The sequence below is a fragment of the Paenibacillus sp. CB74 genome, from assembly GCF_055687625.1.
This window is the reverse complement of record NZ_CM146009.1, coordinates 1567485-1583196: the sequence shown is the minus strand read 5'-3', so window position 1 is coordinate 1583196 and position 15712 is coordinate 1567485. Positions and strand designations below refer to the sequence as shown.

Annotated in this window: 10 protein-coding genes and 1 pseudogene; 9 read left to right on the top strand and 2 right to left on the bottom strand. The window is 42.4% G+C overall.

All coding sequences use genetic code 11. The annotated features are described in order from the left end of the window. Window positions 1–30 precede the first annotated feature (30 nt). From ACX9NY_RS07225 to ACX9NY_RS07205, 5 genes are all read left to right on the top strand, one after another. Complete coding sequence (locus ACX9NY_RS07225) at window positions 31–2037, top strand: glutaminase family protein (protein WP_472477830.1); 2007 nt, start codon at window positions 31–33, stop codon at window positions 2035–2037. Between the two features lie 24 nt (window positions 2038–2061). Continuing rightward, window positions 2062–5349 carry a glycosyl hydrolase gene (locus tag ACX9NY_RS07220; protein ID WP_472477829.1) on the top strand — a complete coding sequence of 1096 codons (3288 nt, stop codon included), beginning with the start codon at window positions 2062–2064 and terminating at the stop codon, window positions 5347–5349. A 26-nt stretch (window positions 5350–5375) separates the two neighbouring features. Then, window positions 5376–7412 (top strand): GxGYxYP domain-containing protein, encoded by a 2037-nt coding sequence (locus ACX9NY_RS07215; protein WP_472477827.1) that lies wholly within the window; start codon window positions 5376–5378, stop codon window positions 7410–7412. Between the two features lie 253 nt (window positions 7413–7665). Continuing rightward, entirely contained in the window at window positions 7666–8397 is a 732-nt protein-coding gene (locus ACX9NY_RS07210) for a hypothetical protein (protein ID WP_472477826.1), read from the top strand. Window positions 8398–8568: 171 nt separating this feature from the next. Further along, on the top strand, window positions 8569–8871 hold the full coding sequence (locus tag ACX9NY_RS07205) for an immunity 53 family protein (RefSeq protein WP_472477824.1): 303 nt from the start codon (window positions 8569–8571) through the stop codon (window positions 8869–8871). A gap of 537 nt (window positions 8872–9408) precedes the next feature. On the opposite strand, the pseudogene ACX9NY_RS07200 reads toward ACX9NY_RS07205, so the two are convergent. Both ACX9NY_RS07200 and ACX9NY_RS07195 read right to left on the bottom strand, forming a co-directional pair. After that, window positions 9409–9498, bottom strand: a pseudogene (locus ACX9NY_RS07200) (hypothetical protein); the annotation flags it as partial. 25 nt (window positions 9499–9523) lie between these two features. Beyond that, a complete protein-coding gene (locus tag ACX9NY_RS07195) occupies window positions 9524–10483 on the bottom strand; it encodes a hypothetical protein (RefSeq protein WP_472477822.1) in 960 nt (319 codons plus the stop codon). Window positions 10484–10639: 156 nt separating this feature from the next. Here ACX9NY_RS07195 and ACX9NY_RS07190 point away from each other — a divergent pair, with 156 nt between their 5' ends. The 4 genes from ACX9NY_RS07190 (at window position 10640) to ACX9NY_RS07175 (ending at window position 15550) form a co-directional block, all read left to right on the top strand. Continuing rightward, window positions 10640–11209, top strand: coding sequence for a TetR/AcrR family transcriptional regulator (locus ACX9NY_RS07190; RefSeq protein WP_342570099.1), 570 nt, complete (start codon window positions 10640–10642; stop codon window positions 11207–11209). A 1172-nt stretch (window positions 11210–12381) separates the two neighbouring features. Continuing rightward, window positions 12382–13719 (top strand): ABC transporter substrate-binding protein, encoded by a 1338-nt coding sequence (locus ACX9NY_RS07185; protein ID WP_472477820.1) that lies wholly within the window; start codon window positions 12382–12384, stop codon window positions 13717–13719. Window positions 13720–13803: 84 nt separating this feature from the next. Beyond that, on the top strand, window positions 13804–14700 hold the full coding sequence (locus tag ACX9NY_RS07180; RefSeq protein ID WP_472477818.1) for a carbohydrate ABC transporter permease: 897 nt from the start codon (window positions 13804–13806) through the stop codon (window positions 14698–14700). Window positions 14701–14731: 31 nt separating this feature from the next. Next, window positions 14732–15550 carry a carbohydrate ABC transporter permease gene (locus tag ACX9NY_RS07175; protein WP_472479230.1) on the top strand — a complete coding sequence of 273 codons (819 nt, stop codon included), beginning with the start codon at window positions 14732–14734 and terminating at the stop codon, window positions 15548–15550. Window positions 15551–15712: the final 162 nt, after the last annotated feature.

The window sequence follows — 15712 nt, the reverse complement described above, 5'->3', positions numbered from 1 at the left end:
TTAATTTTAATTTGAAGGAGTTGCATTCATATGACGACTGAGTTCAGACCACCTTCCGTACCTCTGGTTACTGTGGACCCTTATTTTAGCGTATGGTCAGCCGCGGACCATCTGTATGAAGATCATACCCGGCATTGGACGAACAAAACGAATGGCATGGTGGGCTTGGCGGTGATCGATGGAAAGCTTCGACGATTTATGGGGAAAGTGGGATCGGAGGAGCGTACAGCTGTCCAGGAACCTGAAGTGCTGGTGCAGACCAACCTGACTGTCCAGCCTGTAACGACTCGATATACGTTTCAAGGGGAAGGAATTGAACTTCATGTTCAGTTCCATACACCTTTATTGCTGGATGATCTGGACCTGTTATCCAGGCCGGTGACGTATTTGACTTTTCAGGCCAAATCCATTGATGGGGCATCCCATCAAGTCAAAATATATTTTGATGTGACAGGTGAATGGTGTGTAAACACATCCGATCAACACATTACATGGGAACGCCATGTGATTGAGGGGCAATGGAATGTCATGTCCATGGGCACTGTGGATCAGCCCGTATTACAGCTTGCCGGTGATGATACACGAATCGATTGGGGATATATGGTTCTGGCTGTTCCCCAATCTTCCGATATCCAGACGGCCATTCATTCAGTAACAGGCCGTGAGCAGTATGCACGCACTGGACAATTGCCTATTGAAGATGATCATCCTCAGCCGCGAGCTGTATCGGACAACATGCCGGTTATGGCCGCCGAGATCGATCTGGGGGCTGTCCGGGACGAACCGATATCCGAATTTCTCATGCTTGCGTATGACGATATCCATGCGATTGAATATTTTCAACAGCCTTTACATGCCTATTGGAAAAGAAATGGATTAACGTTTCATGAAATGCTATTACTGGCAGCTCAACAATACGAAGAGATTCAGCAGCGCTGTGACAGCTTTAATCTTGAACTCATGGCAGAGAGTCAGGCCGCAGGCGGTGAGAAATACCGGGATATTGTGGCGCTAACCTACAGACAGGCGATTGCAGCGCATAAGCTGGTTGCCGATGAGGAGGGGAATGTTTTATTTTTCTCCAAAGAGAATTTCAGCAACGGATGTATCGCTACGGTGGATGTCAGTTACCCTTCGATCCCATTATTCCTGAGATACAACCCTGAACTGATCAAGGGCATGATGCGTCCAATTTACAAGTATGCGATGAGCCCGGATTGGACGTTTGATTTTGCTCCTCATGATGTAGGAACCTACCCTAGGGCCAACGGTCAGGTGTACGGTGAGAATAAGCTGGAATACCAGATGCCGATTGAGGAATGCGGCAATATGCTGCTGATGGCTGCGGCGGTCAGCAAATATGAGGGAGATATCGAATTTGCTCGGCAGCATTGGGAACCTCTTACGCGATGGGCAGATTATTTGCTGCACAATGGACTCGATCCTGTAAACCAGCTGTGCACGGATGACTTCGCCGGGCATCTGGCGCACAATACCAATTTATCGATCAAGGCCATATTGGGTATTGCTGCGTATTCCTACCTGTGTGAAAAGCTCGGTTTGCAGGAAGGGGCGAAGTACCTGGAGGAAGCTCGGAACATGGCTCAGGAGTGGGTGTCCATGGCAGATGCCGGGGACCATTATAAGCTGACGTTTGACAGTCCAACCGAGTCATGGAGCATGAAGTACAATCTGGTGTGGGATCATCTGCTCGACCTGCACCTGTTCCCGAAAGAGATCGCCGCCAAAGAACTTGAATATTACATGCACAAACAAAACCGCTATGGCTTGCCGCTGGATAGCCGTGAAACGTATACCAAATCCGATTGGCTGGTATGGTGTGCCTCCATGAGTTCAACGAAAGCGCAGTTTGAGTCTTTCATTTCACCGCTGTGGGATTTCATGAACGAAACCTCATCTCGTGTTCCCGTAACGGATTGGTATGACACGATCACCGCTAAGCAGATGAATTTTCAGAATCGTTCTGTGGTCGGCGGCTTCTTTATCCAATTACTCATGAGACAGTCTACAGACTAATGGGTGTGAAGGCAGGTAGTGAATATGAAGGCAGGCACAGAGGAAATCTGTGATCATTTACATCAGCTCAAGCAGCAATTTGCGAATCCGGATGCAACTTATCGTCCGCAGCCTTTCTGGTTTCTGAATCATGCGCTGGAGAAGACCGAACTGGAGCGTCAGATTCAATCCATGTATGAAGCGGGTGCCGGCGGTGTGGTTCTGCATGCCCGGCACGGAATGCTAATCCCATATCTCTCGCCGGAATTTATGGATGTGCTGGAGTTTTGCACAGCAGAATGCAAGAAACGGAATATGGTCGTCTGGCTGTACGATGAGGAGAATTGGCCGAGCGGAACCTTGGGCGGCAGACTGACACGGGAACAACCGGAATATCGCATGCGTTATTTGAGAATAGAGGAAAAGCGATATGTGCGAGATGCGCCGCCGGAAAGCTTGAAGCTGGATTTTGCCTCCCATGATCACAATGAGCTGATTGCCATCCTGGCCTATCGCGCGGTTAACCGCGATGGAGAGTGGTTGCTTCATGATGAACCGGAAAATATCACGCATTATTGGGGAGAGGAGTGGAGTCCGGGTCACGCCCATGATTCTTATATTGTTCTCGCTTGCTGGTCCTGTGAGATTGCCGAGGGAATCACCTTCGCTAAAGGGTATTACCTGGATACATTGAATCCTGAAGCGGTTCAGTCTTTCATTCAGATGTCTTATGAACCGTTTCTGGCATTAAAGCCCTATTACGGATCAACCATTCAAGGGGTGTTTACTGACGAGCCGGGTCTTATGATTCACGATGGCTTCTTCGGGGTGGAGGCCATCCGAACCGCCGTTCATGATGTGGATGCTACGTTGCCCGGCCTCGTCTTCGCTTGGACCGAGGGAATGGCTGAACGATATCAGCAAGAGAATGGTTATGATCTAATCCCGCGGTTGGGGGCATTGTTGTATCCCATGGCAGACGGCAGCCGATCCGCAAGACAGGGATATTATGATACGATCACCCGCTGGTACGTGGATGGATATCATGCAGCGATTCGTACATGGTGTGAACAATCCGGTCTGCTCTATATCGGTCATACGCTGGAGGAGCCTGTCTGGGGGCAGGCTCGATCTCAGGGCAATCAGACCAGGGTATTGCAGCAATTCCACTATGCAGGCGTGGATTATCTCACTCCCGGCATCGGGTCAAAGGCAAATCCGCATCGCATTGTGTCCGTCAAGACGGCTGCTTCTGTCGCGCAGCTGAACAGGAAGGAGCGGGTGATCTGTGAAGCCTTTGGTGCAAGTGGTCATGGTTATTCCATGCGCCAGCGGCGACTTGATGCCAATTTTATGGCCTTTTTGGGAGTTAATCTGTTTATTCCGCATGCATTCTATTATTCGTTTGCCGGGTATCGGAAGACCGACTTTCCGCCGACTGAATTCAAACATGCACCCCATTGGCTGCATTATCGTGCTTTTGCCGATTATATAGGGCGATTGAGTCTGCTTGGAGCAAAAGGAAAACGAATGCCAGAAGTTCTGCTGTTATCGCCTATCCATACGGTATATGAAACCATGTTCACATCAGGCGAAGCGGATATGCATCCTGCATCAGATGTGCTGTTCTCGCTTTTGTCAGATCGCTTGCTGCGATCATCTATCGACTACGACTATGTGGATGAATGCCAGCTTCGCGAAGCGCTCCTTGTTGAAGGAGAGGGTTTGCAATTTGATGGAGATGGTCATGGCTATTCGATGGTCATTATGCCGGAGATAGAGGTGATGTCAAGGGATGTTGCAGCCAGGCTTGTATCCTTTGTTAACCAGGGCGGCACGTTAATTGCGATAGGTACGATTCCGCAGCATAGTGAATCTTTGCGGCATGATCCGGTGTTGTTGAAGGATATCCAGCAGCTGTTTGGTTCCGATCCGCCGCACGGAAAATTACGTGCTGTTGGCAAGGGGCACAGCCTCTTTTATTCCATGGATGACGCTGTTCATCAAGGCGGTCAGAGTCAGCGTCTGGATCAACTCGAAGCGTTTTGTATTCAATTCGGGGAGTTGATCAGAGAACCACCGGTAATACGATGGGATTGGATTGAAGGTCAGTCTGACGATTTGATTAGCGTCGAACGCAGAATTGGAAATCTGGTGTATGTATGGCTGATGAATTGGTCGGAGCACCCCGTGACCATTAAGCTCATTTGCGATGAAAAGAAAGGTGGCTTGGAAGAGTGGGAGATGGAGAGTGGAACTGTATGCAGCATTGACGCTGAATCGTTCCTTTCATTCGTACCCGGAGAGCTGCGTGTGCTGTCGGTAAGCCCCCAAGAGAGCTCCTCTTTTCCGCAAGAACGTACAGATCATGCGGAGTATACAGAGCAAGCGTGCCTAGGAGATAAATCTTTTTCCACGAATGTGGTAGAGGTCATTCTAGATGAGCAGTGGGGGTTCAGGACCGCAGGCCCCAACGTTTTTCTGCTAGATCAATGGCATGTTACGTTGAATGACCGACATTCCAGGATGAACGCGACCATGCCCGGGCAAGTAAATACGTATCGCACGACGTTTGGCATGACGCCAAAATTGATTGAACGGCTTCAATCCCGGTATGCTTCGGATCGTTCCGGTAAGGCGGGAGAAGAATCATGGGGCAGGATGGAATTGCTTCTGGATGATGTAGATCAGAACATTCCATCCCATATCGGATTTTTGCAGCGTAGGCGTAATCTGGAAATATTCGTTAATGGGGTACGACAGAAAGCGTTAAGACGCTCTTCGTGGCAGGATGGTGATTATGACAGTGTAGATATCACTCCACATTTGTTGGCTGGCGAGAATGAGCTGGAAATTCTGACGGTTTCGTTATTGGAACCGATGCCTGCTATTTCATTCCCAGCATTTCTGATTGGTCCGTTCGCGATAGAAAACGATACGACGTTAAATACCGATGTGGAACAATCGGGTGGATGTTGGAATACTGCTGGCTATCCTTATTATTCAGGTACGGGTGTCTACTCGCAGCAGGTGGATCTGTCTAACGTAAACTTAGCTGCAAATGAGGAGCTATGGCTGGAAGCCGAAGATATAAGGGAGACAGCAAGCCTATATGTGAATGATATTGAAGCAGGTATTCGTTTATGGCCGCCTTACCAATGGAACATAACGCCATATATTCAAGAAGGAATGAATGAAATGAACTTACATGCCGCAAATACACTGGAGAATTTGTATGGAAAATCAGCGCTGACATCAGGAATTAATGGACAGGTGAGGTTGATCCGACGAACGCGAAGAACATCACAGACGCAACATCACAACAAATCATAAAAACATTAAAAGGAGATATGAACTTTATGATTCGTAAATTAACTGTTTTGTGTGTTGCCCTGGTCTGTACAACCGTGTTATCGGCTAGTGCATTTGCTGCCACAGATGAGTTGAAGCATACCAACTCGTTGAAGTGGCCCCAAAATCAAGCGCTTCCAACTTTCAATAAAGTAGAACGTTTGGATGTGGCGAATGTATATGAGGAATCTGGCGATATCAAATTGCTTTTGACGACGCTTGAAGGGGTAATCAATCGAGAAAAGCCGCGAATCTACATTCAACAGAATAAAGTAGACCCTTGGCTGCAGGACTTGAACGTCCCTTATAAGCAGCATGACAACGTAATGGATGTTTTCAATAAATATGCGAAAGAGATCAAAGGCGTTATCGTATATGATCCGCAGCTGCCGGACTCCATTAACGTGGCCACGACATTAGCCGGACTCAAAAATGCTGTTGTTGCCAGTCCTGAATTGGCTCAACAATTGACTGCTGCACCGTATCACCTGTCGGTAATCGAAGACTTGCAGGGCAAGTTCAAGAATCGTATGGATGCATACAACTGGCAGTATGAGCATCTCTGGAGCCAGTCCACTCAACGAATGTTGGTCGGATTGAGTCCAAACACCTCCATCCCGATTCCGTCCGGAAATTTTGATTCATTCCAAACGGTTGGAGTGGAGAAGGAACAGATTCGTGATGCAAGTAACAGGAAGACCTATGACTATGACTTGTCATCCTATTTGGGAAAAGAAGCGGTCTACCTCCGCTTTAATGATGCCTTTCCTCAGGATGGCTGGGGACCTGCCGTTCATCAAGTGACGGTGAAAGCAGATGGACAGATTATTGCGGATTTCAAAACGGGTTCTTCTGAGGAAGAAGCGTTTCTCTATGACCGACATAACTCCAAATTTTTGCCTGGAAGCGATCACCGCTTCGCAGATAATGGAAACTACTTTGTATACGAATTTAAGCCTGCAGCGGACACAAAGCAACTAACCGTATCGATCGAGATGTGGAACCAATACAAGGTATCTGCTAGTAATGTTCAACCACTCTCGTCTGAAGAAAAGGAACCTTATGGCTATCTCCGCGATTATGCTGTAGCGAACAAAGCCATGGTGTTCTGGTTGTCTACCAGTGTGCCAGAGGAAAAGGCGCTATTTGAGAAGATTCTGTCTGATGTAAAGCCAGGGACACCTTATCTGGGTTGGTTCGACAATGATTTTGAAGGCGAAGTTGCTGGCATAGAACTCACATCTCGTCATGGTGTCTATGTTGTTCCTTCCGACTGGTTCCATAACATGACCGTATTTTCAGGAACAAACGTAAAACAACAGCCTGCTCCCAAACCGATAAAATCCAAGCTGGAGAACAAAATCTATGTAACCTATACCTTTGGCGAAGGTGACAACCTGCAATACGATCAGAATCATATGCGCAACCTGTGGGCTGATCCCGCTCGGGGTAAAGTGCCTATCAACTGGACTTCCAGTCCGTTGCTCTACGATGCAGCGCCTGCCATTCTAAACTATTACCGTTCAACCGCGACGCCAAATGATCAGCTTGTTGCAGGCCCATCCGGAGTGGGTTATTTCAATCCAAATGTCTGGCCAACAGACACATTCCCGGCGTATCTGAAACAAACCTTCTCATATCTGAAGAAAACTAACATGTCGTACCCTTTTGTACTCAATCGTGAACTTGGAAAAGACATTCCGCTGAGTGATTCGATTGCAGCTGCGTATGAGAAGAACTATAAACTTCCAGGCCTGTTCCTCGCAGGCGAGGACAAAGCCAATGTTCAGATCATGAATGACAACTTTCCGGTTTCCATTCTGCGAGGCATCTCAACGGTGCAGGATGGTAAAGATATTTTGAATCGTACCAAGACCGAATGGGATGGCAAATCTCCAACGTTTATTTCGGTTGGGATTAATGCATGGAGCATGACCCCATCGGATGTGCTGGCGATTACGGAATCTCTTGGAGCCGAGTTTCAGGTCGTTAAGGCGGACGAATATTTCTCGCTGATCCGAAAAGCGTACGGCTTGTCCAAGTAAGATGACAAAGTGAGCTTAAGGAGCTTTGATCCGTCTTCAAAGCAATCGGAAGCTCGAATCTCGCAAAGCAATCTATAGATATTCAAATATCATTCGGCCAATAAAAGACCTGCCGGATCCTTGCGGATCAGGCGGGTCTTTAGCTTGTGAATACGTTTATTATGGTAGAATTAATGAATGGATTATGTCCAAGGACAATGTACAATGATACATCAAAACTACGCCCATGGGATTACAGGAAGGAAAGAATCAGATGTATCTAAAAGCATTTGACTTAGACTTACCATATATTGCGAATGATGAAAGCATTGAATCTATAATGAAAACACAAAAATGTGAGTACAACGAGGCAACAAAATTAGATTATGAATTGAATTGGAAATGGAAAAGACGTTCATTTAGATTGGAAACTCGCTGTATTACAGCAATGTTTGAACGTTTATTCGGGAAATACAAAACGAAAGATAGTTGGAAAGTCCTAATAGAATGTGTAGAAAATATTTCGGACGAAAGAATTGTTAATGATTCAGGTGTTTGTTCGGCGCCAATCCAATTTAATTTGAATGACTTTCGTGCAAAACATGAGTTGGAGAAAAAAAAGGTTACGCTTCGACTACTCATGGACGGGATCGAGAAACTCGCTCTACGTAATGGTTGGAATATTGATCCATTTAGAGAAATAGCATTACAGATAGAAGAGTTAGGTTATGTAAATGAATGGACTTGGAAAAAAACAGTAAGGAGTTCTAATATGAAGTACACTGCTAAAGTTATATGCCATCATAATGTAGAAAGCATGGATATATTCATATCTATTCTACAACGAGATGGTAAGCAAGTGCTTTTAGAAAAGGTCATATCAGAACAACCAGATGAATTTGCTTATACTAAGCATTTAGGCGAACTTAAATGGGAATCTGATTTTGAAGTTGCTTTAATCAATAAAAAGGCAAATGAAAAGTATTTGGTAGCCATAGAACACTAATTATATTGTCGTTAGAAATAAATTGTATAAGGACAATATGCTCACTTGATGGAAAAGGACATATCAACAATTTAACAAAGCAAAATGTACCAACACCTCATGTTAAAAATAAATCAATACCTGGGGAGTTAGACCATAAAGAAAAGATGAAATTCCGCAGAAGAGGTAGAGATGATGAACACATTAAAATGGCTTCAAAACTGGTATCTTGAAAACTGTAATGGTGATTGGGAGCATTCATACGGTGTTAAAATTGATACTGTGGATAATCCCGGTTGGTCTGTCAAAATCGATTTAATAGGTACTTTTTTAGAGGATGTTCCTTTTGATATGATCGAAGAAGAGAGAAATGAAGAAGATTGGTTCTACTGTATCGTGAGTGATAGAGTCTTTCACGGTGCAGGAGGAGCAACAAATTTGGAAGAAGTACTAGACTGCTTTAAAAATTGGGTTTTGAGTTTAGAGATAAGTTAATTTTTACACCTATGCGATGAATCGACAGTTTGATATTCGATATCACAATTTAAGGGAAACAAATCGTTGGATATTTCTTTGAAGGTAGTACGGCTCATAAACTAATCGATTTTTTTACATTGAGAATAACGATAAAGAAGGGATTTCGCGTAAAAGTTTGTTTCAAGTCATACTTTTATTTAGAAATCAGCACGAAAGGGATCAGTTTATTGTTCATGTGCAGCGGAATGAAAGTGACTTTAAAAATAAGCTTTGCTCTCTAAGCGAAGATTATTCAGCGCTTGGAACACATTGTTGAGCATATGAAAACACCAAAAAGCAGCTAATCAACTATTACTATCTATTTTTTATCATATCTCCGAAATTGGTAATTAAGAAAAAGTATGTGTTAACATTTCCCATCAGTTAACACTTATTTATGTTCACATTGTTATGGACAACTGAAGAATAAGTAAGGAGCCGTGCTGTAACACGACTCCAGTGTACATTAACTACATTAAGAGCAGTCGGCCGCTAGGTGGTCGTCGGAATAGACTGTTAGCTTAGGGTGGACGGTCTATTTCTTTTCATGTAAGCAAGAAGCACCAAAATTAAAATACCGAAAAGGAACAGTAATGAAAGTGTGTCTTTGCCTCAATGCTTGGGTTTATGGTTATTTCGTGATTGGACTTGTTTTTTTACCCATAATGTAAATTCCAATCCAGCCTAGCAATAAGAAGATCTGAGCCAGAGCGACTAGCCACAACACCTCCGTGTAACTTCCTATAATGCAAAATATAGTATTGACTAGGGGGAACCCAACAAAAGTAAACATGATTGGAAAATCTTTTTTGGGAGTGATTGAATAATTAACCTTCCGGTCCCAAAACTTTATAAAAGCTAATGCTAAAATTCCGATTGTAATTACAGAAAGTGTAATCAACATCACCCATTGCATATTAGAGGTTCTTTCGAAGAACGGCCCCATATAATTAAAGAAGTTAGATAAAGGTGAGAACATACACGCTAATGACAGAATGGCCGCCAGAAACGGATAGATATAACCAATTGATTTACTGTAGCCTTTCTTTTTATGCCACCATTCTCCAATTAGAATAAAGACGGTCCAATATCCCGCTATATAAATCCATCCTGTAAAATTCATCACAGGTTCCCCATAGATCTGAGGCTCACCGGCTAGCGGATAATAAGTCCATCTTGCCATGAGTCCATCTGTAGTCTGAAATATCTGTTTAACAGCCACCGGGTCGAGTGAAAAGTCAAAAACCATAGCGCTCAATCCCGTAATAAATGGTTTAGTCCAGGACGGTATATTTACAGACTTTAGAACACGCAAAGTTGAATAAATGATCAGAAACTCAATAATAGGGACAGTAATCGGTATATTAAATAACATTAAAATATTCCGCCCATAAGCGTAAAAACCTTCCCCAAGCGATGAAGCAGTAATTTCAAAAACGGCTGCGTAAAAAAACACAAAACCTATAAACTGCAGTAGAACCGTTTTGGGATGTGTTTCCTTATCCAGGATATAGAAAACCATTAGAACAGCAGCAATTAAGACTATAATATCTTGAATTATCCATACAGGTACTACAGTTATATCACCCATATTTTACCTCCATTTAAGTTTAAAAAGTAGAATTGAACGTTCAAATAAATTATAATTTCACTGTGTTACTTAAACAACAGGCTGTTCGATTGAGATATGTTAGTTATCTGACAAACCACCTTATATTTGTTCATTATTTTAAATTGGGAGGATATTATGGCAGACAAAAAAACAGATCACAGAGTGAGATATACAAAAATGGTTATCAAAGAAAGCCTGTTGAAGCTGTTGACAGAACGGTCTATCAATAAAGTTACAGTGACCGACATTTGCAGAGAAGCAGGGATTAATCGCAACACCTTTTATACACACTATGCTAATCAGTTTGAGCTTCTTTCAACGATTGAAAATGATCTTTACGAAGACATTAAGCAAGTTGGGATGAGTTCTTCCAACCCTCAAACGCTATCTTATGAATTATGTAAGTACATAAAAGCGAATAAAACGATATGTGAGGTTCTGTTCTCAGAGCATGGCGATAAAGAATTATTAGAACGAATCCTTTATATCAGTCACGATTTAACTATTGAACGGTGGAAGACGGAATTAACATATTTTGATCCACAATTATTTGAGTCCTGGTATACGTTTACCGCTCATGGCAGTATAGCTATTATTAAAAAGTGGGTGAGTAGTGGTCTGAAGGAAAGCCCGAGTAAAATTGCTGCTTTTATTGATAAAGCTACGGAATCCGTATCTAAAGCTTTTTATTCTGAAGAATTGTAGGATTTCCCCGCTTCTCACCAAAAAGCCCGGCAGCTTCTACGCAGTATGAGTGTTGAAACTCACGCCGGCAAGGTGTGCGGTATTGTATTCGTAGGTCATATCAAAGGAATTATTTATAAGTTTCCTACATCGCGAAATAAATAAACGATAAGACTTTTTTCTCTGAGCAAGAAAACAAACTAGACTTAAAGAAATAGCTAATGAAAATAAGGTTTCAACTTCATTACGAGCAGCAATCAAACGTGATCTAAAAAATGACTTCCATTTTGCCAATAAATATTCTTAAATAATGCTGATCCTGCTGTATTAGAAGTGGATATACCGAGGGACAAGAACATATTCCCATTGAAGTCGCTATCGAAGCGGCTTTTTTTATTTTATCGGCACAAGTTCGTGTCCCGAGCTAAGGACAAGAACTTGCAACGATTGTCGTGTCAAGGAAAGATGAGTTGCACGGGAATAATGGCGTTCTTAGGAGAATAAGTATCATCCATCTGTTCACGTAACAGCTTGACTGCTGTTCGTGCCATTTCCTGTTCATCCTGCTGCACATAAGCTACGCCAGAAAGATGTGGATTATCGAAAGATAGCAAATCGATATTGGAGTGATCGTTCAGACGACGGATAGCGGGACGATGTAAGGCGTGCTGTTTCTTCAGTCAAGGAGAAGGCTGCCGAAATTCCACTGTGGTTCAGCAAGAATCCGCTTACATAGTCCAATGCATGCTCGCTGCGTAGAATGTTGAGAGGGATGTGACGCCACAAGCTTTTGTCAATCGAGATACCTTGATCTGTATATGCTAGAAACAACAAGACTTGAAGAGACGAATGAGCCTTTGCCTTGTACGCGTATAATTAATCCTTCGTCAGCGAGTTTTCTCGAATTTGTTTGTAGAGCGCCAGCTTTTTCAAAGAGTAGCATCTCACCATAAACTTTATGATTTTATAATCAAATGGTTATATAAAGCCTATTTCATATATATTATAATACGGCATGTTAAGCGCTTACAGTACGGAGTCTAAGAAATTGTTGCGAAGGGGTCTTTTCTTTGAAAGGTTAGAATTATGTTAAGGATGGTGGTGCCAAGATGGATTGTAACCGCTTAAATCAACAGAACTAACTAGTCAGCCGACTTTTCAAATGCATAACAAAAAGAGAGGATGACGAACAAATGAAAAAACGCAGTGCTTTAATCTCCATCGTTACACTCCTTATTATGTCACTTGTTTTTACTGCATGTGGTAATCCTTCTGGTTCAAAAACGGAAACACGTCAATTAGGCGCTAATGCCGGTGAGAATGCAACAGAATTATCATTTTGGACATTTGTAGATTTGCACGGCAAGCATTTGGATAAAATGCTGGGGTTATGGAACCAACAGAATCCAGACAAACAGATTAAGTTAAATGTAACGGTTATGCCTTACGATGATATGCATAACAAGCTCTTACTGGCAGTTACAAGTGGAAAAGGTGCTCCTGATATCGCGGATATTGAGCTAGGTAAATTCCCGAAATTCTTGGAAGGTGACAACGTTCCCCTGGAATCTTTGAATGATGTATATGCACCATACAAAGACGCTGTTGTTCCTTCACGTGTCGAGATTTACTCCAAAGACGATCAGGTTTATGGCTTTGATTATCACGTAGGGGCTACGCTTGCTTTCTACAACACTGAAATTCTCGAACAAGCAGGTGTTGACTACAAGAAAATCATAACGTGGGAAGATTACAAACAAGCAGGTATCCAGGTTTACGAAAAGACTGGCAAGTACTTAGGTACTGCTGATACGTCAGCTTCGTTCCAAGCATCGCTGCTACTCGCTCAGCAAAATGCTGATTTTACAGATGAAAATGGTAATCCAAAAGTGAATTCGCCTGAAATGATTAAAGCGTTTGAAATGTTAGTCGATCTGCAGAAGAACAATGTTATTCATACGATCCCTGGCGGACAACCCGACACAGAAGAAGCGAAAGGCGAATATAACAAAGGCAACTACGCAAGTGCATTAATGCCTGAGTGGTACATGTCCCGCTTTGTAAACGAAATGAAAGACCTTAAAGGGAAGTATGCAATAGCTCCATTGCCTGTATTCGAAGAAGGTAACCCTCGTTCCGTTGGCTTAGGCGGTACTGGCACAGTTGTTACTAAAAATGGTAAAGACGTTCAGTTGGCAAAAGAATTTGTAGCCTTTGCTAAGCTTTCGAAAGAAGCTACGACTGAAATTTGGAATACACTTGGATTTGACCCAATCAACATGGAAGTATGGAAAGATGATGCCGTAACGAAAAATCCTGAAAATGAATACGTCCAATACTTTAAAACAAATGCATTTGATACTTTGAATGAAATCAAGGACGAAATTCAAGCGATAAAGTCCGTTAAAGCTTCACCAACCATCGGCAATATATTCAATACGGTTACTTTGAACGCGATCTTTGAAGATGGCCAAGACGTGAAAGAAGCGTTGGATGAAGCACAAGCAGCCATTGAACAAGAATTGAAATAAATATAATACGTAAATGATTTGGTTAAACCTGTTGGCAGGTATAGTGGTCGGCAGGTTTAACCATAGTCAAGGGAGATTGAGAATATGATAAAGAAATTTGTATACTCTCAAAAAGTTGCACCTTATGTTTTTGTATTGCCATTTATACTCATATTTTTGATGTTCTGGTTTTTCCCGCTTGTAAATTCATTCATAATGAGTTTTCAAGATCGGATGTTGGGGCAGGATCCTAAATGGATTGGTGAAGCAAATTATTCGAAATTGCTTACAGATAAAGTGTTTTTGATATCGATTAAAAATAGCGTTGTGTACATGTTAGGAACCTTAGTGCTGTTAATTCCCTTTCCCATGTTATTCGCCGTTATGATCAACAGTAAGTTAATGATGGGAAGAGAGTTTTTTAAATCTTCGTTCTTTCTCCCTGCATTGACATCTGTCGCAGTTGCGGGTACCATTTTCCGCCTGACATTCGGTGAAATGGAAGGTTCATTAATGAACAGTTTCCTGGGTCTATTTGGTGTAGAACCTATTAAATTTTTGAAAGACGGAAATTGGAGTATGGCAGCACTGTTAATCCTCGCATGTTGGAGATGGACAGGCGTTAATATGCTTTACTATCTATCGGGTTTGAAAAGCATTGACAATGAATATTATGAGGCTGCTTCAATTGACGGTGCATCTGCTTGGCAGAAGTTTAGAATGATCACAATGCCATTATTGAAGCCGACCACGGTATATGTTACCACAATTAGTGTTTATGCAGGTTTAGCCATGTTTACCGAGAGTCTGATGATGTTCAACGGTAACAAATCGCCCCAAAATATTGGCTTAACCATTGTTGGATATCTGTATAGACAAGGGATTGAGCAGAATAAGCTGGGTTACGCAGCTGCAGTTGGTATCATTCTGTTAGTCATTGCGATGGTTATCAATTTAACACAGTTGAAATTTAGTGGAATGTTCAAAAAGGAGGAGGATTAAAGTGGGCAGAAGTCAGACGAGGAGTGATTTCATCTCTAGAATAGTAATTATTGGTTTATTCATTATACTATTCGTTATAATTATGATCCCATTCTACGCAGTGGCCCTATCTTCCTTTAAGCCAGGTGAATCATTAGTTAGATATGGTCTTAACCTAAGTTTGGATTTTGAAATCATGAGTTTTGATAATTTCATCTTTCTGTTTACTGGAGAACATGATTATTTTGTGTGGTTTTGGAATAGTTTGATTCTAACAATTGTTCAAGTGGTTTTAACACTTTTTGTAAGCGCATTTGTTGCTTATGGTTTTGCAGCATATGATTTTAAAGGCAAGAACTTCCTCTTTATATGTGTTTTGCTCATTATGATGGTGCCTTTTGAAATACTGCTGGTTCCTTTGTATAGCCTAATTAATGATTTGGGAATGGTGAATAGCTATTCGGCAATCATTTTGCCAGGTATAGCCAATGCCGCGACAATATTTTTCTTCAGGCAATATCTAAGAAGCATACCCAAAGAGATTATTCAATCTGGGCGAGTTGATGGGGCAAACGAGTATGCAATTTATTTCAGGCTAATTATGCCGATTATGAAGCCATCCTTTGCGGCAATGGCCATTCTGAATGGGATGAATAGCTGGAATAATCTGTTGTGGCCATTCATGGTGTTAGGAGATCAGAGTAAGTATACACTTCCAATCGGTTTGAAAACGTTGTTAACTCCTTATGGCAATAACTATGACCTCTTGATCGTGGGCTCCTTCTTCTCCATCGTTCCAATTTTCATACTATTCATTGCTTTCCAGAAATACTTCATAGACGGTATGACTGCAGGCGCTGTTAAAGGGTAGTATATATTATGATGAAACAGGTGATAAGATGGAAATCCAACAACGAGCGAAAGTGAACGAAGGCGCGGCATTTCTTCGCAAGGGTAATATATCTATTAGTAAGGATGTAAGCAATCGGATTGAATTTTGCAGATATTTATAGAAGGAAAGGGATGAAATATT

What these genes read in the sequence shown, in the direction of transcription:
- ACX9NY_RS07225 (WP_472477830.1), top strand. Translation starts at nt 31, where the DNA reads ATGACGACTGAGTTCAGACCACCTTCCGTACCTCTGGTTACTGTGGAC.
- ACX9NY_RS07220 (WP_472477829.1), top strand. Translation starts at nt 2,062, where the DNA reads ATGAAGGCAGGCACAGAGGAAATCTGTGATCATTTACATCAGCTCAAG.
- ACX9NY_RS07215 (WP_472477827.1), top strand. Translation starts at nt 5,376, where the DNA reads ATGATTCGTAAATTAACTGTTTTGTGTGTTGCCCTGGTCTGTACAACC.
- ACX9NY_RS07210 (WP_472477826.1), top strand. Translation starts at nt 7,666, where the DNA reads ATGTATCTAAAAGCATTTGACTTAGACTTACCATATATTGCGAATGAT.
- ACX9NY_RS07205 (WP_472477824.1), top strand. Translation starts at nt 8,569, where the DNA reads ATGATGAACACATTAAAATGGCTTCAAAACTGGTATCTTGAAAACTGT.
- ACX9NY_RS07195 (WP_472477822.1), bottom strand. Translation starts at nt 10,483, where the DNA reads ATGGGTGATATAACTGTAGTACCTGTATGGATAATTCAAGATATTATA.
- ACX9NY_RS07190 (WP_342570099.1), top strand. Translation starts at nt 10,640, where the DNA reads ATGGCAGACAAAAAAACAGATCACAGAGTGAGATATACAAAAATGGTT.
- ACX9NY_RS07185 (WP_472477820.1), top strand. Translation starts at nt 12,382, where the DNA reads ATGAAAAAACGCAGTGCTTTAATCTCCATCGTTACACTCCTTATTATG.
- ACX9NY_RS07180 (WP_472477818.1), top strand. Translation starts at nt 13,804, where the DNA reads ATGATAAAGAAATTTGTATACTCTCAAAAAGTTGCACCTTATGTTTTT.